The sequence below is a fragment of the Paenibacillus pabuli genome, from assembly GCF_039831995.1.
Taxonomy (GTDB): domain Bacteria; phylum Bacillota; class Bacilli; order Paenibacillales; family Paenibacillaceae; genus Paenibacillus; species Paenibacillus pabuli_C.
Window position 1 is genome coordinate 3,360,869 of the sequence record NZ_JBDOIO010000003.1, and the last position, 23,691, is coordinate 3,384,559.

21 protein-coding genes are annotated in these 23,691 nt (G+C 47.3%); 9 read left to right on the forward strand and 12 right to left on the reverse strand.

Annotated features, from left to right (window positions below; all coding sequences use genetic code 11):
• Positions 1 to 87: 87 nt before the first annotated feature.
• A complete protein-coding gene (locus tag ABGV42_RS17115; RefSeq protein WP_347382714.1) occupies positions 88 to 831 on the forward strand; it encodes a MerR family transcriptional regulator in 744 nt (247 codons plus the stop codon).
• 188 nt (positions 832 to 1,019) lie between these two features.
• Here ABGV42_RS17115 and ABGV42_RS17120 read toward each other — a convergent pair whose 3' ends face one another.
• From ABGV42_RS17120 to ABGV42_RS17130, 3 genes are all read right to left on the reverse strand, one after another.
• Positions 1,020 to 1,502, reverse strand: coding sequence for a hypothetical protein (locus ABGV42_RS17120; protein ID WP_347382715.1), 483 nt, complete (start codon positions 1,500 to 1,502; stop codon positions 1,020 to 1,022).
• A 237-nt stretch (positions 1,503 to 1,739) separates the two neighbouring features.
• Positions 1,740 to 2,396: a deoxynucleoside kinase gene (locus tag ABGV42_RS17125; RefSeq protein ID WP_347382716.1), complete on the reverse strand. Its 657-nt coding sequence runs from the start codon at positions 2,394 to 2,396 to the stop codon at positions 1,740 to 1,742.
• Positions 2,393 to 3,016 (reverse strand): deoxynucleoside kinase, encoded by a 624-nt coding sequence (locus ABGV42_RS17130; RefSeq protein ID WP_347382717.1) that lies wholly within the window; start codon positions 3,014 to 3,016, stop codon positions 2,393 to 2,395. The genes ABGV42_RS17125 and ABGV42_RS17130 overlap by 4 nt, the downstream gene beginning before the upstream one ends.
• A 196-nt stretch (positions 3,017 to 3,212) precedes the next feature.
• Here ABGV42_RS17130 and ABGV42_RS17135 point away from each other — a divergent pair, with 196 nt between their 5' ends.
• Positions 3,213 to 4,325: a hypothetical protein gene (locus ABGV42_RS17135; RefSeq protein WP_347382718.1), complete on the forward strand. Its 1,113-nt coding sequence runs from the start codon at positions 3,213 to 3,215 to the stop codon at positions 4,323 to 4,325.
• A 342-nt stretch (positions 4,326 to 4,667) separates the two neighbouring features.
• Positions 4,668 to 6,407, forward strand: coding sequence for a methyl-accepting chemotaxis protein (locus ABGV42_RS17140; RefSeq protein ID WP_347383278.1), 1,740 nt, complete (start codon positions 4,668 to 4,670; stop codon positions 6,405 to 6,407).
• Between the two features lie 80 nt (positions 6,408 to 6,487).
• Here ABGV42_RS17140 and ABGV42_RS17145 read toward each other — a convergent pair whose 3' ends face one another.
• Complete coding sequence (locus tag ABGV42_RS17145) at positions 6,488 to 6,655, reverse strand: DUF3934 family protein (RefSeq protein WP_347382719.1); 168 nt, start codon at positions 6,653 to 6,655, stop codon at positions 6,488 to 6,490.
• A gap of 312 nt (positions 6,656 to 6,967) precedes the next feature.
• Between ABGV42_RS17145 and licT the strand changes: the two genes are divergently transcribed.
• From licT to ABGV42_RS17160, 3 genes are all read left to right on the forward strand, one after another.
• Positions 6,968 to 7,828: a BglG family transcription antiterminator LicT gene (licT, locus tag ABGV42_RS17150; RefSeq protein ID WP_347382720.1), complete on the forward strand. Its 861-nt coding sequence runs from the start codon at positions 6,968 to 6,970 to the stop codon at positions 7,826 to 7,828.
• Between the two features lie 183 nt (positions 7,829 to 8,011).
• Entirely contained in the window at positions 8,012 to 9,910 is a 1,899-nt protein-coding gene (locus tag ABGV42_RS17155; RefSeq protein ID WP_347382721.1) for a beta-glucoside-specific PTS transporter subunit IIABC, read from the forward strand.
• Between the two features lie 40 nt (positions 9,911 to 9,950).
• On the forward strand, positions 9,951 to 11,360 hold the full coding sequence (locus tag ABGV42_RS17160; protein ID WP_347382722.1) for a glycoside hydrolase family 1 protein: 1,410 nt from the start codon (positions 9,951 to 9,953) through the stop codon (positions 11,358 to 11,360).
• A 99-nt stretch (positions 11,361 to 11,459) separates the two neighbouring features.
• Here the strand turns inward: ABGV42_RS17160 and ABGV42_RS17165 are convergent, their stop codons facing one another.
• The 8 genes from ABGV42_RS17165 to ABGV42_RS17200 all read right to left on the reverse strand — a co-directional run bounded on the left by ABGV42_RS17165 (position 11,460) and on the right by ABGV42_RS17200 (position 19,264).
• The gene (locus ABGV42_RS17165; RefSeq protein WP_347382723.1) at positions 11,460 to 12,680 is read right to left on the reverse strand and encodes an MFS transporter; all 1,221 of its coding nucleotides are present in this window, start codon (positions 12,678 to 12,680) and stop codon (positions 11,460 to 11,462) included.
• Between the two features lie 93 nt (positions 12,681 to 12,773).
• Positions 12,774 to 13,373, reverse strand: coding sequence for a TetR/AcrR family transcriptional regulator (locus tag ABGV42_RS17170; protein WP_347382724.1), 600 nt, complete (start codon positions 13,371 to 13,373; stop codon positions 12,774 to 12,776).
• A gap of 112 nt (positions 13,374 to 13,485) precedes the next feature.
• Positions 13,486 to 14,634 (reverse strand): S1C family serine protease, encoded by a 1,149-nt coding sequence (locus tag ABGV42_RS17175; RefSeq protein ID WP_347382725.1) that lies wholly within the window; start codon positions 14,632 to 14,634, stop codon positions 13,486 to 13,488.
• Positions 14,635 to 14,648: 14 nt separating this feature from the next.
• Positions 14,649 to 15,893: an FxLYD domain-containing protein gene (locus ABGV42_RS17180; RefSeq protein ID WP_347382726.1), complete on the reverse strand. Its 1,245-nt coding sequence runs from the start codon at positions 15,891 to 15,893 to the stop codon at positions 14,649 to 14,651.
• A 166-nt stretch (positions 15,894 to 16,059) separates the two neighbouring features.
• Positions 16,060 to 16,242, reverse strand: a complete 183-nt coding sequence (locus ABGV42_RS17185) for a hypothetical protein (RefSeq protein ID WP_095361005.1) — start codon at positions 16,240 to 16,242, stop codon at positions 16,060 to 16,062.
• A 78-nt stretch (positions 16,243 to 16,320) separates the two neighbouring features.
• Entirely contained in the window at positions 16,321 to 16,497 is a 177-nt protein-coding gene (locus tag ABGV42_RS17190) for a hypothetical protein (protein ID WP_347382727.1), read from the reverse strand.
• A 152-nt stretch (positions 16,498 to 16,649) separates the two neighbouring features.
• A complete protein-coding gene (locus tag ABGV42_RS17195; RefSeq protein ID WP_347383279.1) occupies positions 16,650 to 17,069 on the reverse strand; it encodes a VOC family protein in 420 nt (139 codons plus the stop codon).
• Positions 17,070 to 17,146: 77 nt separating this feature from the next.
• Positions 17,147 to 19,264 (reverse strand): penicillin-binding transpeptidase domain-containing protein, encoded by a 2,118-nt coding sequence (locus ABGV42_RS17200; RefSeq protein WP_347382728.1) that lies wholly within the window; start codon positions 19,262 to 19,264, stop codon positions 17,147 to 17,149.
• A gap of 148 nt (positions 19,265 to 19,412) precedes the next feature.
• Between ABGV42_RS17200 and ABGV42_RS17205 the strand changes: the two genes are divergently transcribed.
• From ABGV42_RS17205 to ABGV42_RS17215, 3 genes are all read left to right on the forward strand, one after another.
• Positions 19,413 to 19,817: a CBS domain-containing protein gene (locus tag ABGV42_RS17205; protein ID WP_341173880.1), complete on the forward strand. Its 405-nt coding sequence runs from the start codon at positions 19,413 to 19,415 to the stop codon at positions 19,815 to 19,817.
• 359 nt (positions 19,818 to 20,176) lie between these two features.
• Positions 20,177 to 22,453 carry a glycosyltransferase gene (locus ABGV42_RS17210; protein WP_347382729.1) on the forward strand — a complete coding sequence of 759 codons (2,277 nt, stop codon included), beginning with the start codon at positions 20,177 to 20,179 and terminating at the stop codon, positions 22,451 to 22,453.
• Between the two features lie 18 nt (positions 22,454 to 22,471).
• The gene (locus ABGV42_RS17215) at positions 22,472 to 23,629 is read left to right on the forward strand and encodes a hypothetical protein (protein WP_347382730.1); all 1,158 of its coding nucleotides are present in this window, start codon (positions 22,472 to 22,474) and stop codon (positions 23,627 to 23,629) included.
• Positions 23,630 to 23,691: the final 62 nt, after the last annotated feature.

Below are 23,691 nucleotides of genomic sequence, written 5' to 3' on the forward strand. Positions count from 1 at the left end.
TGCAGCCCTCTGGCTCGCATCTTTTTTCCCTGTTGACTCTCACGTTACGTGACGCTGTACAATCGGTGGTGTAAGGAGGTGTTGATCATGGCCATGAAAGTCAAAGAAGTTGCCGAACTTGCCTCGATCAGTGTGCGCACACTGCATCATTATGATGAGATCGGATTATTAACCCCGGACGAAGTCACATCAGCTGGATATCGGCTGTACTCAGACGCCAATCTGGAAATGCTGCAGCAAATTTTATTTTTCAGAGAGCTTGATTTCTCCCTGAAAGAGATCAAAAACATTATCACTAATCCTTCCTTTGACCGGGAGGAGGCTCTGCATATGCACCGCCGTATTTTGCTGGAAAAGCGCCAGCGCCTTGATCAAATGATCGCCACCATTGATCGAAGCGTCCTTCACATGAGAGGAGAGATTAACATGACAGCCAAAGAACAATTCAAAGGATTCGACTTCAGTGAAAATCCGTATGAACAGGAAGCCAGAGAACGCTGGGGAGACGAAGCTGTAAAAGAAGCAAACCAGAAGCTTCAGAGCAAGTCTGCCCAAGAACAGAAAACTCTGGCCGATGAAATGAATACAATTTATACCCGCCTGGCAGCACTTCGTCACATGGATCCTGCCTCCGAGGAGGCCCAAGCAGGGATTACCGAATGGTACACCTATCTGAACAACATGGGGAGTTATTCCCCGGAGGCTTTCAGAGGACTTGGACAGATGTATGTGGATGACGAACGCTTCACTCGTAATATTGATCAATTTGGCGAAGGATTGGCCTTGTTTATGAGGGATGCAATGGCAATCTTTGCCGATCATAAGAGCTAATGCTTCACGCATAAGCTCCGATTCCACTCCAAGCGATAAAAAAGGGACGTACGCCATTAGGCGTCACGTCCCTTCTCCTGTATCTCAGCCGCAATGTGATTGACCCCTTCCGGTCCTTCACTCTGAGTACTTTTAAGTTGTATAACCCGCTGCCGTATGCACCCTTCTGAATACAGCCCTTCGTCCTCTTACGCTCTTGGCGCTTGATCCGATGACGAAGCTGACGACGCCAGACTTGTCTTCGCCATGCGTCCCGGAATCTGCCATGCGGATACAATGGCCAACACGATGAACAACAGATCGATCGGTTCACTGAAGTAATCTGTAATGGTAGCGAAGAACTCGCGGATGATCTCAACATCAAACGCCAGTTCCATCATTCCGATATCCCCGAACAATTGGGATGTGAAATAGATCACCGTAAGATACTTACCCAGCAGAATGCCGAGAAGTGCGAAAATTACCGCAATGATTTTATGTACCGTTGCAATCCGCTTGTTGGAGAACAACACAACCGCATACCCCGTAAGTGCCCCAATCAAAATCGCGATCAGCCCAACCTCATATTCGGTCGACGCTGCGATTGCTGCCCACACGGCTCCCCCTAGAATTGCTGCAATTAACCCGCCGATGATCGGCAAGCCAATTCGGATTCCTTGTTTCTCTTCCACGTGCTTTTCCCTCCTGAGTCATGCTTATGCTTCTTTTCCAGAATTCACCTTTCCTATGAAACCACAAAATATGCCTTCTTTCAACAAATTTCTAATTGTTTCTGAAAATTAATAGAAAGAAGGCAGGGCAGCTCCCATGATATATTTCAGCAACGCAAAGATCCCCTCTATCAGCCTAATGCTGGTAGAGGGGATCTTTGATTGCGCATCATTTATTGTCTAAACAATGCTGACATCCTATGCTTGCGCTTCTTTAGCAGGCTGAATGACTGCAGCAATTTGTGCCAGGATGGCATCCACTGAAGCCGGATCATGCACATCATATTCATCAATGTTCAGACGGAGTACCGGACATGCCGTGAACTGATCAATCCATACCGAATAACGTTCATGCATATGTTCCCAATACGAGCGGTCGGTCTGAATTTCCATTTCACGTCCGCGTTCCGTGATCCGGTTCAGAATAGACGGCAGGCTGCCTTCCAGATAGATCAACACATCGGGATGAGGGAAATACGGGGTCATTACCATCGCTTCAAACAAACTGCTGTATGTTTCGAAATCCGTGGCCGACATTGTGCCCTGATCCGCATGCATTTGCGCAAAAATCCCTGTATCTTCATAAATAGAACGATCCTGTACGAATCCTCCGCCCAGCTCAAAAATTTTCTTCTGTTCCTTAAAGCGCTCCGCCAGGAAGTAGATTTGCAAATGGAAGCTCCAACGCTCGAAATCATGGTAGAACTTCTCCAAATATGGATTATGATCGACCTGTTCCAGAGAAGTCTTAAAATTTAAACGCTGTGCAAGTGCTGCCGTTAACGTGGATTTGCCCACACCAACCGTACCTGCTACCGTAATTAATGCATTCGCCGGAATGCCATAGTTATTCATGTGATATACTCCTTTACCTGGTTAACAATCTGCCTGAAATGTTCAGGATGCTCCACAAAATCCAACTGCTCCGCATTTACCTTTATAAGGGTTGGCGGATTGGCGCTGTCCGCCAAGTAGGCCATGCCTGTTTTGTAATCCGCAATCAATTGTTCCATATAGGCTGGGTCCATGTCCTGCTCAAAGGAACGTCCACGTTTGTTAATGCGATACATCAATGTGTCCAGCTCTGCTTCAATGTATAACACCAGATTGGGCTTAGGCAGATCATCGGTTAACAAGTGATAGATTTGACGGTACTTGTCCCGTTTGGTCCCTTTCAGGGTGCGTTCGGCAAAGATCATATTTTTGTAGATATGATAATCTGAAATGACTGGAGTATTTCGTTCAATGTAGTGCAGACCTGTGTCTTCCAATTGCTTGAACCGATTGCATAAGAAAAACATTTCAAGCTGGAAGCTCCACTCATCAATATTTTGATAGAAGGAAGCCAGAAAGGGATTCTCTTCTACTATTTCCTTCACCAGCGGAAGGTTTAATTCCTTGGAAAGCATCGTTGCCAGCGTGGTTTTCCCCGCTCCAATCGCACCTTCCACCGCAATAAACGGGGCTGAATTCATTGTGTTCCTGCTCCTCCTCGACCTCATGCATGTTTCCGTTTCTGTATAGACCTCACCTATTGTATCACAGCTTCGCGACATCAATGTCCAGTAATATTTATCTATATACTGAAATTTTATCTATAGCCAGAAAGATCATATAAATGGTAAAATACGCCTCTGCGTCTACTAATATTTTTCTGAAGGGGATTTGATCTTGATTACATCATTGAAGAAAGTGGTACAGTTTCCCATGATTTTGGCCTTATCCATTCCGCTTGTTTTAAGCGGATGCAATTCATCCTCCGATGATGCATCATCTGCATCTTCAGGACTGTCCGATTCTACCAGATCTACGGCAGAATCTACTACTTCGAGTGAACACACCGAAAAAGAACAGATATTATTATCAAAATCTAAGGAGATTCAAGTCTCTGTGCCTTCAGACTGGAAGGTATTCTCGAGTGAAAACGTGCAATTGCTGTTTAGCGCAATGGATCAACAAGCAAGTAGAGGCATAACAATCAACCGGATAGCCAAATCCGACTTGACAGCAGGAACAACACTCGAAGATGTACATAAGCTGTTCAACGACAGTACCGCCTCTGGTTTAGAGCCGGAGAATAAAGACGCGCCCACATATACTCTACACATTGATGGAAAGACAGCTCCTGTGATCGAAGGCAAGGGGAGCGCGCAGGGTGAAAACATCTATTATTTAAATGCTGCACTGGAGGCAGAACATCATTTTTACCGGATATTCCTGTTTCACCCGGGTGGATCCGCCAGTGCGGACCATGAAGATTTTGTACGTATTGCAGAATCCGTCAAAATCCTCAATGATGAATTGACAATGGTAGATACGGGGCGTTCTTCTTATACGAAGCAAACATTAACGAGCGAGGATGGGCTAAGCCAAATCCAAATCCCTTCCAATTGGTTAGTCACTCCAAATTTGTCGTCGGATGCCGACATTGAGGCTGCATTCGTCAGCAACGAGGATTATATGGTTGTACTGCGTGAAGCGAAGGAGGAGTTAGGGAACGATATCACCTTGCAGGAGTACTACAACTACATTATGAAAAATAATGCAGATCCAGACGGTACTGCATCCATCTCAGAACGAACCCCTGTGAAGATTCATGGTATGAACGGATGGCAGGTTGAAGTCCTCACTGAAGTAGACCAGATGAGAATCGGTTATGTATATACCTTCCTGGAATCAACCAATTACTTCTCCCAAATTATTTTTTGGACGACCGAGGGACGGTTTGACAAAGCCAAAGCCGACTACAAAAACTACACCGAAACCTATAGTGAGACCCTATAAAGCAACTGGAATAGAGCAGAAGCCCTTTTGAAACTTACCCATGTTTCAAAGGGCCTTTTTATTGTATAACTACCTACTTATTTTCCCATTTCAAACTAATCCTTAAATCAATTTTCCCTCTCCAACCTTTAAAAAAACGCAAAAAAAACTAAATCTTTTAGTACTAAAGCATCATTTTATTCTCATTACTAACATTCATATGACTTTATTACGATATATTCCATGAATACGATATGTCTGGAGGTCCTAGAAGAGTCTGGAATGATTCATATATACGAATAGATCAAATTAACCAGAAAAAAGGAGAGAAACAAGTTGTTAGCCAAGATTCGATGGAGTACCATGCCTTTCTTTGCCAAAAACCTCGTTATATCTTTCGGTAGTATTATGTTGATTGGAATCATCCTGATTACAGCAGGATACCAGCTGCAAAAAAACGTACTCAGCCAGCAGCTCTATGATCAGGCCAAGGTGACCACCCAGAAGTGGTCAGACGACCTGGACACAGCCAAAGTGCTTGAAGCCATTAATGAAAAAAGCTATGACGGTCCGGTGCAAAAAGAACTGCGGGACTATCTGGATTCCATCCATGAACTGTATCCCAACATTGCCCAGACCTATATTTTTGGAACCGAACTGGCGGAAGGCAACCAAACGTCCATCATCGCCGTTCCGACCAACCTGGTACAGCCTTTTGAAGAATTGAATCTGGCTGTAGGCTCCATGTACCCTCTTCCACAGGAAAACGTGGAAGCACTGGAAGGCATGAAGAAGGACGGGCAACCTGCACTAAGCAGCTTTTATACAGATGAATATGGAACCTGGACAACCATTATGTATCCAATCAAGAATGCTGCGGGTGAAATGTACGCCGCCATTTACTTCGATGTCGACGCCAATGCAATCCCAAGTGGTCTTCATAAACTTATTACATACAGCAGCATGTTCCTTATAGGTTTCCTGCTTCTGTTCATGATTCTGCAATATGTCCTGTTGAAGAAAACGTTAACTCCGATCCGTAACCTGATGAAGGGCATCGATGTTGCCAGCTCGGGGAATCTGGATGTATCCATCCAGACAGGCCGAGATGATCTGGGGATCATTAATCAGAAATTCAATACGATGATTGAACGCTTCAACGATACGATGTCCAAAGTCCAACTGACTTCCCATCACTTGTCCAACTCCTCCAAGAAAATGTTGGAGATCTCGGAAAATAACAATGGCAATATTCAAATGATCAGTACGAATATTCGGGATATCTCACTTGGCCTTCGCTCTCAGGACCAGGCCTCTGTAGAAAATGCACGTGCCATGATGGAAATGTCCACCGTTATCCAAACCATCGCAAGCAGCTCTTCGGAGGTTGCCGATGAAGCACAGAGCATGGAACAGCGGTCCCATTCGGGCCATGAGATTATGCAGCAAGTCATTGAGCAGATGGATCTGATCTCGGGAGCCGTACAACACACATCCGAGTCCATCCGGTCTTTGGAAAACCGTTCCAATGAAATTAGCGGTATTGTCAATCTCATCACTGACATTGCAGGACAAACCAATCTGCTTGCCCTGAATGCTTCCATCGAAGCAGCACGTGTAGGTGAAGAAGGAAAAGGATTTGCTGTCGTGGCAGGAGAAGTACGCAAACTGGCAGAACAATCGCAGCAGTCCGCCGATCAGATCCGCTCGTTAATCGACGAGATTCAGCGAGACATCGCGCAGTCCGCTGAAGCTATGCAGCTTGGTTCACGTGAAGTAGAGAAAGGTTCTCAGGTTACCCGGGAGACAGGTGAATTCTTCGGCGATATCCTGACAGCCACGAACAAAGTTGCGAATCAGATCCAGGATATCTCCAGTTCTACAGAGGAAATCTCCGCCAGTACACAAGAGATGTCTGCAACAGCAGATGAGCTGTCCGCAAGTGTTAGCAAGGCAGCTAACAGCAGCAAGCAGATTGAACAATCGATCGCTGAACAGGAAGCTTCCATGGCGTCCATTGTCAGCGCTTCGGATGAACTCTCTGCCGTGTCCAAGCAGCTGCAGGAACTAATTTCATTCTTCAAAGTTAAGCAAACAAATTAATCATTTCAACTTGCGTAGTACAAAAAAGATCTTTCCTTATTCCCGGGAAAGATCTCTTTTTCATCTTATCTTGTGCCCAATCACTGGGACTTGTCACTTGATGTTTCGGCATCGTCTTTCTTCTTCGTACCTTTGCTTTTATAAGGCTTTGGGGCACTTTTTGCCCGGTTTGCAGCGGCTTGCCAACGGTTCCAGCCTTTTTTACCCGTACCACGGCCGGTGCCGCCTTTTCCTTTTGCATTGCTCATGTTATCACTCCAATAATCCTGTATATGCTTAAAAATGACCGTCCTCGGTAACTTATTATGCAACCCAGCCCATCTAATTCACTTCCAGCATTTCTTATTATACCAAAAATCCACGTCTTTACGTCCATTTCCAGAAATCATTGTATTGTTATTCTGTTATGAAAGCGGTATAGTGGACATAATTGAAAGAGGAAGCTGCGTCTTCTTCGGGATTGTTACTGGTAAGCAGGCGATACCCAAACCAAGGCTGTCTATTAAGCCTTAGTTTGGGTTTTTTGTTATTATTACGACCAATTGAGGTGAAACACATATATGATCATCCGTCAGATTTTTAACAACAATGTCATCCGGGCTGAGAACCAGGTTGGTCACGAATTTGTTGTCATTGGCAACGGTCTTGGCTTCAAAAAGAAAAACGGGCAGCCCGTGGATGAGGATAAAATCGAGAAAACCTTTGTTCTCAAATCGGATAATATCCCCCAAAAACTGATCGACCTGATGGGCGAAACCTCCGTGGAGTATCTAACGTTGGCTGACAAAATCGTAGGCTATGCCAAACGGGAAATGGGCGATATTTTTAGCGACAATATCTATATTTCCCTCATCGACCATATTCAATTTGCCATTTCACGGTACAGGAAGTCCGTCGGGCTGAAGAACTCCCTGTTATGGCAGATCAAAAAATTTTATAAAAAGGAATTCATGATCGGCATGAATGCGCTGGAGTTGATCGATACACAATTTGGCATTCAGATGGACGAACATGAAGCCAGCTTTATCGCCATGCATTTTGTCAACGCCAGACAGGATGTTCAGGGCATGCAGCAGACGGTTGAAATTACCGAAGTGATCGATGATATTTTTAACATCGTGACGAATCATTATGGTGTTATCCTGGATGAAAATTCGTTTAATTATTCCAGGTTTATTACCCATTTGCAATATTTCGTCCAGCGCATGGTGAGCAATGAACAGGAACAGACGGCGTCTGGTGACAACTTTCTGTATGATCAGGTCAAAGACAAATACGGCAAGGCTTTTCAGTGCACCCAATTGATCAATCAGTACCTTGAGGACAAGTTCGAAAGTGCGATGTCCATTGATGAGAAGGTGTATTTGACAATCCATATTCAACGCGTTACTTCCCGAAATGAAATGCAGGACACGGAATAAAAAAGCTTGCAAACGATTTCGCTGTCATTTATAGTAGGTCTCACAACTTAACGACAAGGATTGTTACTGGTCAAGCAGGCGATACCTAAACGATTGGCACCCCATCCATTTTCGGATGGCCACTGCCCTCCGTTTAGGTATTTTTTTGTTTTCAGGGCAGTCTGACCACAAAGGAGAATGAACATGGATCATAAAAAAATGGGAGATGACATCGTACGCCTCGTCGGCGGTGAAGCCAATATCAACGGACTTGTCCACTGTGCGACCAGGCTGAGGTTTAACCTCAAAGATTCCAAAAAAGCCGAGCGTGAGACGCTTGAAAAACATGAGGGCGTAATTACCGTTGTGGAGAGCGGTGGACAATTTCAGGTTGTGATCGGGAGTCATGTTGCTCATGTATATGCAGAGATTATGAAGCATCGGGATTTTGGAGGTGAGTCCTCCTCAACCGCTGAGACAACAGGTGAAAAAACCTCGGTCTTATCCAAAGTTTTTGAAATTATCTCGGGAAGCTTCTCTCCGTTGATTCCGGCCATGGCGGGTTCAGGTATGTTAAAAGCCTTGCTGACCGTTCTAACCATGCTTGGCTGGATGTCCGACACCAGTGACACCTATCTTATTTTATCTGCAGCCGGCAATGCCGTATTTTACTTTCTGCCCATTTTCCTCGGCATTACGCTGGGTATGAAGCTGAAAGCCAATCCTTATGTCGCCGGGGTCATCGGTGCTGCCCTGCTGGAACCAAACTTCACCGGATTGATGGACAAAGGGTCCGATGTATCGTTCCTGGGGATACCTGTTGTCATGATGAGCTATTCAGCCAGCGTATTTCCAATATTCATCTCCATCAGCATCTATGCCCTTCTCGATAAGCTGTTGAAGAAAATCATTCTGAAGGATCTGCAATTGTTTCTGGTTCCGATGATTGCCCTCATGATTATGGTTCCTCTGTCTGCAATCGCCTTCGGTCCATTTGGCACCAACGTAGGAGACTGGATCTCCTCTGGCGTTACTTGGCTCATTGACGTTAGCGGGATATTGTCAGGGATTGTGCTGGGCGGATTCATGACCTTTATGGTCATCTTCGGACTCCACTGGGGGTTCACTCCGATCACGATCCAAAATATCGGGGTTGGCGGAGATCCGATCGAAGCGATGGCTGCTGCAGCCGTATTTGCTCAGATCGGTGTTGCCTTCGGTATTTTCCTGAAAGCCAAAAAGGACAAAACGCTCCGCACACTTGCAGGCTCAACAAGCCTTACGGGATTACTCGCAGGTGTAACGGAACCTATCGTATACGGATTGGTCCTGCGTTATAAACGCGTCATCCCTATCGTTGTCATCGCAGGTGCAGTCGGCGGTGCCATTAATGGTCATTTTGGCGTTAAAATGACGGCTTATGTGTTCCATAATATTTTTGCCATTCCGGTGTACACACCAACCGCTGTATATATTATTGCGATTGTATGCTCCTTCGCCATTGCTGCGGTATTAACCGTCATGTTCGGCTACGAGAGCAAAACCAAGTCTGCCATTTCAGAAATCAAGGATGCGAAAACAGATACAATTTCCGAAAGTACACCGAAAGAAATCCCTGCTGCTCCAGAGGTGAAAACGGCTGAGGTCAAAAAAGAGCAAATTCATAGCCCGCTTACTGGCAAAGCCGTTGCTTTGAGCACCATCAACGATCCTGCCTTCTCCACAGGCGCTATGGGCAAGGGACTAGCCATCGTACCCGAAATCGGAGAAGTCGTTTCTCCCGTGGATGGTGTAGTCACTTCACTCTTCCCGACAGGACATGCCATCGGGTTAACGACTGGCGCTGGCACCGAAATTTTGATTCACATCGGAATTAATACTGTTGCGCTGAAGGGAAAACACTTCAATCCTGTCGTACAGGAAGGTGACATCGTCAGACAGGGAGATCTTCTGATTCAATTTGACATCGAACAAATTAAGCAAGCCGGGTACGAAACTGTCACTCCGGTCATTGTTACACTCACACAACACGAGGTGGATGTGTTCGAAACATCCCAGGAACATGTACAGAAAAATGATGTCCTGCTCACTCTGGTTGTCTGATCAGCTACATTATCCAAAACCCAACTAGGAGGAATGAACAATGAAGCATACTCAACTCAAACCATTTCCCAAAGACTTCTTCTGGGGAGGTTCAACCTCAGCCTATCAAATCGAAGGAGCCTGGAATGAAGATGGTAAAGGTCCATCCGTTATTGACATGGGAAACCATGTGGAAGGCGTAACCGACTTCAAAGTGACCAGCAATCACTATCACATGTATAAGGAAGATGTGGCCCTGCTTGCGGAGATGGGTTTCAAAGCCTATCGCTTCTCCATCGCCTGGACAAGGATCTATCCGCAAGGTGCTGGCGAAGTTAATCCCAAAGGTCTTGCATTCTATGACTCCTTAATTAATGAACTGATCAAATATGGTATTGAACCGATTGTGACCATGTATCACTTTGATCTTCCTTATGCGCTGGAAGAGCAAGGCGGCTGGTCCAATCGGGCAACGATCGATGCCTTTGAACAATACGCCAAAACCCTGTACGAGAATTACGGGGATCGGGTCAAGTATTGGCTGACCATTAATGAACAAAATATGCTCATCCTGCATCCTGGCTCTTTGGGCACATTGGATACCACGATGGTTGATCCGCAAAAAACACTGTATCAGCAAAACCATCACATGCTGGTTGCTCAAGCCAAAGCAATGGTCCTCTGCCATGAGATGCTGCCAGCTGCCAAGATCGGTCCGGCTCCCAATATTGGCGTGATCTATCCGGCAAGCTCCAGACCGGAGGATACCCTCGCAGCCGATAACTATGCAGCAATTCGCAACTGGCTCTATCTCGATATGGCCGTATACGGTCGCTACAACCACATTGCCTGGAGTTATCTTGAAGAGAAAGGGTACACTCCAGTCATTGAAGACGGGGACATGGATATTCTGGCTCAGGGAAACCCTGATTTTATCGCTTTTAATTACTATACTTCGCAGACCGTTGGTGAAAGTCTGAATGATGGCAATGATTTCTCCCACACAGGGGATCAGCACGAAATTGTGGGCGAACCTGGTGCATATCGGGGATCTGTGAATCCGAATCTGCAGAAGACCGAATTTGGATGGGAGATTGATCCGGTGGGCTTCCGGTCGACTCTTCGTCAGATCTATTCCCGTTACAACCTGCCACTGATCGTTACGGAGAATGGTCTTGGCGCTTTTGATAAGCTGGAAGAAGGCGACGTGGTCAACGACCCTTACCGCATTGAATTTTTCAATAAACACATTGAACAGATTCAACTGGCCATCACGGATGGTGTGGATGTATTTGGTTTCTGTCCTTGGTCTGCGATCGATCTGGTGAGTACACATCAAGGGTCCAGCAAACGTTATGGATTTATCTATGTGGACCGCGAGGAATTTGATATTAAGGAGTTAAAACGTATCCGCAAACAGAGCTTCTATTGGTATCAAAAGCTGATTGAAACAAACGGTGAAATCCGTTAATCCATAGGCATCCAAAACAAAACCAGTCGGTTACACAAGGAATCCTGTGTAACCGACTGGCTTTTAGCTTTTCATCGTATTGTTGGTAACGAATTGCGATTACATCTCCGTCTTCGCTTGCCCTGCTGGTCTAACCCCTTTGAGAACCCGGAGAGATAACAGGAAACAGATTGCCAGAACAGCAGCAGCTGAAACATACGGATAGTTAATATTCACATCAAACAAGGCCCCAGCCACAATCGGACCTGCGATATTGCCCAAGCTTGTGTAGGCGGAGTTCAATCCAGCCACGAAACCTTGCTGTTCCTCTGCCAGTTTGGACATCTGCGTGCTGATGGCAGGACGCAAAATATCCATACCCAGGAATACGATAAAGGTGACCACCAGAATGAGCCAGTACGTATGCACAAACAGGGTCAGCAGTACAAAAACCGCCACGAAGAACAGACATACCGAAATGACTTTTTTCTCCCCAAACTTGTTCAGCAGCCACCCGATCAGGGATACCTGCACTACCGCACCCGCGATCGATCCGAACGTAATGATGAATGCAATATCTTTGGTCGTGAAGCCGAATTTGTGATCCACAAACAGAGAGAATACCGTCTCATAGTTAGCCAGACCAAACGCCATAACGAATACGATAATCAGGCTGAAGAAGTAAGGCTCCCGGTACGAATTCAGCAGCTGGGATACCATTCCCGGCGCTTTGGCTTTTGCCGCACCTGCAGCGGGTTTACTTGCTTCTCCAGTGCTCCGTGCCGATTCCGGCAGAATAATCAGAGTAATAATGGCTGCCAGCAATCCGGCAACCCCTGCCGCATAAAATGGAATCCGAATGCCGAAATCGGCGATATATCCACCGATCCCCGGCCCAATGATGAATCCGGTCGTAATGGCTGCATTAATCAATCCCATCCCCTTGCCGCGCTCTTCTTCCGTCGTAATATCTGCGGTGTAGGCCATAATGGAAGGGAAAATCATCGCTGCACCAACCCCGCCGAGCATCCGGGCTGCGAAGAGCAGCACGGGGGCATTGACCGCACCAAACATGAATTCCGATACGGCAAAAATTAGCATACCCCCGACAATGATCTTTTTACGTCCGAATGAATCGGACCACCTGCCCGCTACTGGGGAAAATAGAAACTGGGTAAAGGAAAATGCCGCGACCAGCAAACCAACCGTGAACCCAGTGATATGCAGCAGATCCATGTACGCAGGCATGATCGGTACGACCAAGCCAATACCTGTAAATACGAGAAAAATATTAAACATCAACAGCAGGAGTGCGCCCCTGTTTCTTGTCAGTAATGCCATGATTGTATCCTCCGTAAATTGTCAAAATGTTGCTTTTTATATAGATGAGCAAACGTATTGTTTCATGGGTTTCGTGGGTGTGTTCAATCCATCTTAAGCCTTGCTTATGGAGATTCCATGCAAAAATACATTCGCGGCCTGGCGGTACAATGCCACAGCCTCTTCGGGCTTCATCCCGCGAGATAACTGGCTGAGTCCGATAATGGTACTTTCCAGAATCAACGCCAGGTGATCGACATTGTCTTCCTTGAACTCACCGTTCTCAATGCCCTGCTGAACCAATTGTCTGTTGAATTGGATATGCCTCTCGAACATCAAGGCAATGCGTTCCTCAATATCGTTCTCCTTCTTTTCCCCGGTGAAAAACTCATCGGCTGCCTTGGTCAGCGGGTGGTTCATGTCATCCAGAACAAGCTGCTCCATGAGTCCATGGACCTTCTCCGTGGATGTCTTATAGAGATGTTCCTTGGAAGCCCAGTTCTCTTCCCACTCCCGATCCCACTCATCGATCAGATAGAGAAACAGGCCTTCTTTGCTTTTGAAATGGTAATAAATATTTCCTTTGCTGCTGCCAGTCGCAGCTACAATATCTTCAATGGACGTCGCTTTATAGCCTTTTTGTACAAAAAGAGCTCTTGAGGCATCCGCAAGTTTTTTCTTGGTCTGCTCGGTTTGAAGTTGCTTTTTGTTCATCCCATCACTCTCTCTCTACATACTGAACATTCGTTCTGTATTTTAACAGATCACTGGAAATTTGGCAATACAAAAGGAGAATGGCCCCGCTGCCGATTCTCCTTTGTGCTGCTTATTTTATCTTTTTCCCTTGGCCATGCAATATTTTTAGCTGACCATTCTCGTAACCGACCTGATACGTTACCTTATACTTCGTGGTCACATATTCGCCGTCCCCGCGTTCATCCGCCGTAATGGTTGCCGTGACGTTCATTTCATCATTCCCATTACCTGAGGAAGAAATTCCGCTAATGGTCACATAACTTGTATTCAGATATCCTTCGCGAAACTTGGCATAACTCGTACCGCTCTGCCATTCACTGCCGAGTAATGCATAAGCAGTAACATAATCACTCTGGTTCAGACTCAGATAGAAATCGGTCACCAATCCCTCTGCTTCGGCAGAGGTTCCGGATGATGTGGTGTTACTTCCACCGTTCGTCTGCACCACCGTTGTCGCATTTGGTTTCTCGGACCATGCCTGCACCTGCTTCAATACACTGGTAATCGGAATGCTGAAACCAATGCCGCCCTCCTGCTCCACGACAGCCGAATTAATGCCGAGTACTTCGCCTGTCTCCGCATGGATCAATGGTCCCCCGCTGTTGCCATGGGTAATGGGAGCCGAGATCTGATACAGATTACTGTAAATGTAAGGCGGAATCTCGAAGCTGCGGCCAACACCGCTAATAATGCCTGTGGTCACCGTATTTTCCAGCCCCAGCGGACTGCCCAGTGCCAATACCTCGTCTCCGGTCTCGGCTTTGGATTTGGCGATGGTTAGCGGTGTATGCTTCTGTAGATCCGGCACTCTGACGACAGCCACATCCGTCTCTTCCCCGATACCAATTACCGTCCCTTGATATTCCTCATGATTAAGTGTGCGGACCGTTACCTCTTTGGATCCTTCCACCACATGAGCATTGGTTATGACGTCACCTTTGTCATTATAGAGAAAGCCCGAGCCCAGCCCGCCGCTGCTCTCAATCGTGACCACTTTCTTCTGGCTTTCTTCAATAATCTGTTTGCGCGTCTTCTTCACTTTGGGATCTGGAGCTGTCTTGGCTGCCGTCGTTTCCGCTTCCTGCGCTGCGACGACAGCCAGTTTGGGCCCGCCCTGCAGCTGATTCTCCGAGTGCTGATGTATCCAGAACACGCCTCCTGCTCCGGCACCAATAATGATGGCACAGGATATGATCGTACTCCATGTTCGTTTGGCCATTCCAACCTTTCCTCCTATTCCAGATACCACGTTGCATTCACAACAGAGACTTGCGCTTCCTCATACACACCATAATAGTAGGTTTCAAAAAAACCTTCTTCGCCCACTTCCAGCCAGCTTGGATACACATCGACATAGGTCTGCCCCAGATAGGTGTCGTCTGTTCCATAGATATCGACCATAATTGTAACGGAGGAGATCGGCCTCGTCGCATTGTTCACGATTGAACCACTGATATACAGATCACCATAGTTATCGAGTGTTGCTTCCACATTTACGACGCTAACGGCTGCCGTACGATTTCTCAAATCTTCTTCCGCAGCCTGCTGCTCAGCCAACTGAATTCGCTCAGCTTCCGCTTTCTCAAACGCCTTTTTCTCACTCAGCACCCGCTCACGGTACGCGGTCAGTTTGTCATCCTCCGGTGCATAGGACAGTCCTTGATCGACGGTCTGCAGGGCGGCAGTAAAATCCTTTTTCTTCACTTGCTGTTCCGCTTGCTTATAACTAATTCCCGTCAACTTGTCGATAATTTGCTTCTGCACAGCCTGGGCTTCATTGCCTTTCAGTTTCGACACCGTATCCAGCTTCTCCGCAAGGGCCTCTACGGTGGTCAAACCATCGATTTCCTTCTTCACCTTCAGTACGGAAAGTGTAACCTTTCTGTTGTTCAATGCAGCACGTACCTTGCCAAAAACGGGTTCCTCCCGCTCCTTCAGTTCTTTGGCTACCGCCTGAATGGTTTTATCCCCTGCGGACAGTTTGCCTGTCTTCAAACTCACAGCTGCTTCATCTAATTGATTCATCAGATTGGACGCTTTCGCCGTAATCTGGCGATCCTGCATCAGCGCATCGTAGTTTGGGCGTTTGGCGATGGCTGTGTCCAGCAGCTGCAGAGCTTCTGCATATTCCCCGTTCAGCGCTGCCTTTTCCGCTTGTTCATGAAGCAATTGTACCTCTGCATTCACACGGCTTTCCTGGTTGTAATAATACGTCAGCAGGGCTCCCATCACCGCTGCCAGCAGCAGCGGGATAATCCAGCTGAATGCTCGCCCCGGACCTTTATGGTTCTGCTGGGGTGCAGGCTGCTGCTGTCTCGATAACGATTGATCGGTGTCTCCCGTTCCGGTCTCCAGACCCACTGCCGTTTCGGCCCAAATCTGCTCCTCTGTAGAGCTTGGATCTAATAATTTCGTTCTACACTTTCTGCACGTGCTATCCCCCGGACTGCTTTTGGTCCCACATACGTGACAATACACCCTGATCCCTCCATCAAAAAGAACGTATGTATGTTTGCTGTTTTTACATGAATCGACACTTATCATATAGCAAAAAGGTAAAATACACTATATGTTATTCCAATGTAAATGGTGCCCTGCCATGGACATAAAAAAGAGATACCGCCTCACGGTATCCCTTTGCACTTCACCCCTGTTGTCCTGCACGTACCCGAATGTTACCCAGTTCATTCGCATTGATGGCAAATGCATTTCCGCCCTGTCCAACAGAAGCTTTGGCAGACTGACGAGCCTGGAATTTCAAACGGCTTTTGTCCACCTCGACCCGGTTAACCTGTTTCGCATGCTTCTGTCTCTTTCGTGTGCTCATCGTACCATCCCCCTATGATGATATATCCCGTAGTTGTGCTGCTCCGGATCTGCTCATCAAAACACCCGAGCGACCCGTTTATCTTTTGCTCGAAGAACGCCGGCCCTTCTGCTTCTTGATCTGTATATTTACCGCGTTACTTGCGAGCACATTGCCCGTCTCGGCATATCCTTTAGCCGTTTGATGGATCTGAATGACAATGTATTGCTTCTTCCCCACACGGTAGCGATAACTTTTCACATTTGAACGAGTCATGGCCATCTCCCTGTAATCGTTTTTCAAAGCATGCGCTATCCTATTCAAGTCCAAATCTTAGTGGATGTGTGAATGTGTATGTTTTATATAAATAGACAAAAACCTCCCTACGATATAGTAGGAAGGCATCGTTTATTGGTTCATGTTCTACTCTACTCTTGCGTTGGAAATGCGCTAAGGTCCATATAAGAAACCTCCCAGAGGTGATCATCGGGATCCTGAAAACTCCATCCGTACATGAATCCATGATCCTGGGGATCATTATATGGCTTGCCGCCAGCATCCAGAGCAGCTTGGACGATGGTATCCACCTCTTCGCGGCTATCTACCGATAAGGCTACAATGACTTCTGCCGTACTCGCCGCATTCGAGATGTCTTTCGAAATAAAGGATTGGAACCGTTCCTCCACCAGCAGCATGGCATAAATGTTGTCCCCAATGATCATGCAGGTAGCAGATTCATCTGTAAAATTCGCATCAAACTCAAATCCTACGTTGGTAAAAAACTCAACCGATTTCTTCAAATCCTTGACAGGTAAATTGACAAAAATCTGCTTGGCGCGAACAGCCACCATCGACCACCTCAATCCAATAGAGTAGATTCTACCACAAAATAACATTTCGGATAGTGCCTGTCAACGCCAAGGTTTTACAGAGTCGATTCCAGCTTTTCCAGGAAAGGCTTGAGCTTATCCACCACATAGTGACTGCCGCCCCGGCCATTCACGCCTTCGATAACCGCCGAGATCAGGAAGCTGGGGGATTGCGTGTCAAACACGACAACGAATCCGTTCTCCAGGCCATTTTCGCCCTTCTTCGCCTTCAGCTCAGCCGTTCCGGTCTTGGCCGCAAGCTCTCCTGAAAGCGAGTTTAATGAATGAGCCGTTCCTCCCGAACGAGACACCACCTGAACCAAAGCATCCTTGACCGTGTTCGCTGCCTCAGGGGTAATTATCACCTCGGGTTCGGAGGTTTCTTTTCCTTGAATCAGAACAGGCTTCACCATTTTTCCTTCATTAATAAAAGGAGTGAAGGACGACGCCAGATGAATCGGCGACATCAGCATTTCTCCCTGTCCATAGGACGTGTCGGCAAGCAATACTTCGGAAGCCAAATCCAGGTTCGCTTCATTCGCATACTGGCTCGGCTTTAAGTACAACTCATCCAGACCGAAGTTATCTCCAAAACCAAACTTCTGGATTCCTTCAATAAACCGTTTGCTGCCCATCTCCAGCGCCTCTTGGGCAAAGTAAATATTATCCGAATAGACCAGTGCATCAACCATATTTACCGGAGTTAAACTTTTCACCCGCTTGACATAATATCCGCCCCAACTCTCATCCTTGCGCCATTGCAGACCGGAGATCTCATGGGTTTTATCCGCCGTTGTGACCTTTTCCATTAATCCCGCTGCCGCCGTAATTGCTTTGAAGGTTGAACCTGGTGCATATCGATTGGTGAATCGATTGATAAAAGGAAGCCGTTCATCTGCTGAATACGCGTCCCACTCCGCCTGAGTGAGTCCTGTGACCATTTTGTTCGGATTGTAGGCGGGTGCACTGGCCAGGGCGAGCAGGTGCCCATCGACCGGATTCATAAGCACGGCCGCTCCGGCATCTCCGTCACTCGATAACGCCTTATACAGCTCCGACTGTGTTTCCGCGCTGATGGTCAACTGCACCTTTTGTCCGTTTGCCGCGTCTTTGCGAATAAGCTCCGAGAGGACTTTGCCTGCTTCGTCCGTGATTTCGATTACGCCCCCGCGCTCGCCGCGGAGCTGCTTCTCCATGGACTGCTCCAGTCCGGCTCTTCCGATCCAATCCTCGGCATGGTAATATCCTTCCGTATCCTTCTCCAGATCTTCCTGAGTGACCTTACGCACATAACCAATCAGATGCGCAGCCGATGCACCAAGCGGATAATAGCGGATTTCCTTGGACTGCAGCTTCACCCCACTTAATTGTTCAGGAATATTGTAATCCTCAGTTGAACCGATGGGGACAAAATACTCCGGCTTCACCCACTTTTGGGACAGGGCGTTGTTAATCACATCCTCGGACACCTTGTAATGCTTGGCGATCTGGGCAATCATCGCATCCGGGTTGTCACCCAGCTTCTCCGGCACGATGCCCCACTCGTTCACCGTTCCCTTGGTAGCAAGAGGCAAACCGTCCCGGTCCACGATATCACCGCGTTCCGGCAAGAGTGTCCTCACCCTGACTTTGCTTCCTTTAATCATGTCGCTCAGGATCATGGAAGGCTGCCAGTTAATCCGCCACACTTTCGTGCCGTCCTCGGTTTCCTGCCGGACAAGCTTGAGTGTCTGTGTCTCGTTTACTTCCCCAAGGAAGGTTGTTAGCTGCAAGTGATAATCCACTTCATAGTCATCCGGATTCTGATCCGATTTGCCCGTGTTCTGCTCCCCTTTGTCCTGATTCTCTGATGCACCGCCACTTTCCGCTGTGTCCGTTACCTTGGGCTTCACTTCCGCCTTAACGGCTGAGACCTCCATTCCCGAATAGATGGCATTGTACTTCTCTACAAACTGTTCCCGGTTCATCCCGGACTCATCCAGCGACGCTGGCGTCATTAATGTATATAGCTGATCAAATTCCTGCTTCTGCAGATGCTGTATGTATTGGTCTACGGTTGCCTCCGGTTTCGCTTCCTCTGCCTTGCTGCTTTGCATGTATAAATACGCTCCTATTCCGCCAGCAAACAGAAGGGGGAGCAAGCCATATATGATTTTTCGTTTTGATTTTTTCATAGTCAGATCACCTCTACTATATACTATAGATTTCCAGAGCCCCTGAAACAATGGAACAAATCTGACGAATTTATCATTAAAAATAGCCGAATGCTCACATAATATGTTTAAATAAGGAGAGTGAAACTACAGGCAAAGGAGCCCGATGATGGAAATCAGCTATTTTTTACTCCCCAAAGACGAAGTGGCTTATATCAAGTCCTCCGCTTCCATGAAGGAAGCACTCGAACAGCTTGAAGCACAGCATTATACCGCCATTCCCGTGATTGATCAGGACGGAAAATATGTTGCGACCCTGTCCGAAGGCGATTTGTTATGGAAAATGCGGAGCACCCCCGGACTGACATTTGATAACATGGATCAGGTTCAGGTGCATGAAATCAGCAACCGGGTATATAATGAATGCGTCTTCATCCAAGCAGAAATGGAGGATATGCTGACGCTGGCAGCGGACCAGAATTTCGTGCCTGTCGTGGACGTGGACCGCGTCTTTCTTGGCATTATCCGGCGCAAGGATATTATTGAATATTACACGCGCAATATTTCTGATTAAAGTAATGAATGAATGCCACCTGCAGTTTTCCCTGCAGACAGATGTAAAAAAGGCGAGCACCTCTGCTCGCTTTTTTTGTTGCTCCAAATCTTCCTATTTCCTCCTCACAATCTCTTCTGTCACTTCGTTCTCAAGCTATTTTAGTACCCGAATACAACAAACATATTGCGCATTATTCGACAAATAACTACAATAATTATCACCATACGACATATTCAAGGAGATAAATCGCGTTATTTTAACATTACACTGCGAAGGTCCTAGTGTTTTTTTCAGAATTTGTTCAGAATGCTTTAGTACAATAAGCACGTCCTTTTCAGTTCAGCTCCATTTCAGAAACATCAGAGAGAGGTATTCCATTGAATTATTTAAGTACACGCAACAAGATTCTGGTCACAGCTACGGTGATCATGTCTTGTATTTACGTCATTTGGCGTACGTTCTTCACCATTCCTTTCGGCCATGGCCCTCTCGCCGTGACCGCTGGTCTTGCCCTCCTTATTGTCGAACTCATCGGCATGTTCGAACTGGCCGTCCACTTTTACAATATGACCCGGCTTGAATACCCTGAGCTTCCCGTAGTAGATGAGGCGTTATATCCGGATGTGGATGTCTTTATTGCGACCTACAATGAACCCACTTCCCTTCTCTTCAAAACGATTAACGGCTGCCTCAATATGGATTATCCGGACCGTTCCAAAGTACATATCCATCTGTGTGACGATTCCAATCGTCCCGAGATGCGGGAACTTGCCGCCCATCTGGGCATCAACTACCTGACCCGGACCGAGCACAAACACGCCAAGGCTGGTAATCTCAACAACGCCATGAAACATACTTCTTCCCCCCTGATCGTCACCTTTGATGCCGACATGATTCCGAAGCATGATTTTCTGACGTCCTGTGTGCCGTATTTTCTGACAGGAGAAAAGATCGGTTTCGTGCAGACACCGCAAAGCTTCTACAATCCCGATCAATTCCAGTACAATCTGTACTCCGAGAACCGGATTCCGAATGAGCAGGATTATTTCTACCGTGACGTGCAGGTCGGACGCAACAAATCCAATTCCGTAATCTACGGCGGAACCAATACGGTGCTCTCCAGACAGGCATTGGAAGACGTAGGCGGCTTCTATACTGGTTCCATTACGGAGGATTTTGCAACAGGCATCGAGATGCAGAGCAAAGGGTACCGCTGCTTCGCAACCAATAAGGTACTGGCATCCGGGCTTGCCCCGGGCGATCTAAAGAGCCTGATCAAGCAGCGTCAGCGCTGGGCACGCGGTTGTATCCAGACAGGCAAGAAGATGAATCTGCTGTTCAAGAAAGGTTTGAGTTTTGCCCAAAAATTAAATTATATCTCTTCCATAACCTACTGGTATTCCGGGCTGAAGAGATTGCTGTATATCATGTCGCCGATTCTGTTTGCCGTCTTCGGCATTCTTGTTGTGAAGTGCACAATACTTGAAATTTTAATATTTTGGCTGCCGATGTATCTCCTGACCAATACCTGTCTGCGCATGCTGTCGGGCAATATTCGAACAACCAAATGGACCAATGTCTATGAAACCATCCTGTTCCCGTCCCTGCTGCCTGCTGTCATTCTGGAGACGCTTGGCATTACGATGAACAAATTCGTCGTTACCCGCAAGGACGGTGCGCAAAATGATGATCGGAACTATCAGATAAAACAAATGATTCCCCATCTGATTCTGGCTGTCCTATCCATCATCGGTATCGTGAACTGCATTCACTGGACGTTCAGTCAGGGTACCATCGGTTTCCTGGTCGTGCTGTACTGGTTGCTGATCAACTTCTATAACATCATGATGTCCATCTTCTTCCTGGCCGGACGTAAAGTGTTCCGAAACCACGAGCGCTCACTCGCTTCTGTGGACTGCACGATTACAACCGAAGGCGAGACGATCTCCTGCTTGACTCATGATCTCTCGGAAGGCGGAATATCCGTGATGCTCGATATGCCGAAATATATCCCGAGTGATATGGAGGTCGGCATCAAGCTGGTTAACGATCGATATGCAAGTGAATTTACAGGCAAGGTCGCTCACGTTGCATCCATCGGCGATCGCTGGAAATATGCTTTTATCGTAAAGAAAATTACAGAAGAGCAGCAGCGGCAGCTGCTGCACATAATCTATGACCGCGAGCCTACGCTTCCTCAGAAGCTGGACAAGGATATCAGTACATTCGAGGACATTCGCCTGAACTTTGTGCGCCGGGGGCAGAGTGAGTTTATGTCCAACCGGAAGCTGGCACGTATTGCAGTTAACCGTACAGTGGACACGCCAACGCATGGAGCCGTTACCCTGCTAGATTTCAACTATGAATATGTTCTGCTGGAGACATCACGCCAAGAATTGAGCTATGAGATCCATCTGCCCATTAGCGACGACCTGACTCTGGAGTGTGTATGGGTACAATCCCTACGGAACAAACGAGGTAACCTGTACCGGGTGACCAACATCCAGGACATCGCCCGTAATCATCAGATGCATAACCTTGAGGCTTTGTTTACGCAGTGGAATAGGGAGCAACGGCAAACAGGTCGGCCAAATGTCATATCCAAAGACAAAAGCGTCTCGAATGATGAACTCAACGAGATGGCTTATTTATAGAGCGGAGGCAAGGTACACATGATCAAGAAGTGGAAACAACTTATACTTGCCGCCGTTTTCGCTGCATTATGGAGCCTGCTTCCCGTCCAGGCTGTTCAAGCAGAACAGCTTAAGCTGAGCGGAAGTACGCTTCGTGAATGGAATAACGGGACCGAAGTAGATACCCAAATGGATAAGAACGGCAGTATACAGATTCAAACCTCTACCGAGGGACTCAAAAAAGGCTATTATTCCGCTTACATCTATGAACTGCGGAACAGGGACTGGTCAAGCTACGGTGCGTTGACCTTCTCCATTCGTAATGAATCGGAGCAGACATTACCCTTCAATGTCGTTATCATCCGGGCAGATCAGAGCTCCCTTAACGTAGCGGATAACCGAAATGTCATCGTCGTTCCGAAGACAACCAAGGAAGCCACGTTGGTTCACCCTACAGCAGGTCTGATTAAACTGAAGCCTGGCTTTGTCGGACAGATCCGCATCCCTTTCTCCAGTCTGATGGTTCAGGACAAGGCCAAGACGGCAGGCCTGGTCAAGCTGGGCAAAATCACCGGCTGGGGCATTACGACGACCACCACCGAGAATGCCAAGCTAAACTTACGGGTCGGAAACATCAAGCCGGTATCCCGGAAGCAAGCCGCTGCTGAGAATGAGCTAACCACGCTGCAGATCACGGGAGAAGAACGAATGGTGAAGCCGGAGGCTGGTGAATCGATTGCACAATATGAAGTTCACTCTTCTTCCAGCAAAGGAATTTCAAAGACATCCTTTCAACTGGACAGTCCTGTGCAAGGGGCATCCATTACACCGGATGGCCTGCTTACACTCCAGACTTCCGTTCAACCTAAAAGTCTCACCATACGCGCACTCGTGAACGGAAAATGGAACCTTACCTATACCGTTATGATGGACCAATCGACAGCCATGAATGTACAGGAGAAGGATGGGACGAAGCGCGCCATTCCGTCTCCTGATCAGGTTACAAAGGTGGTAAACCCCACCGATCCGCTGATGAAACCGTGGATGGAGTGGCTCATCCGCATCATCCTGTCGGCAGCCGGCATCCTTACGCTTGCAGCCTACGGATTCTGGCGTAAAGGCAAAAACACAGCTCGAGCCCAAAAAAGGCGTTCCCGCCGCGAGCAGCGCCGGGCAAGGCGTCCATTCAGCATGTAGCTGAACGAAGCAGACTATGCCATATCCCTGGATGCGGCATAGTCTGTCTCTACTTTGCGTGA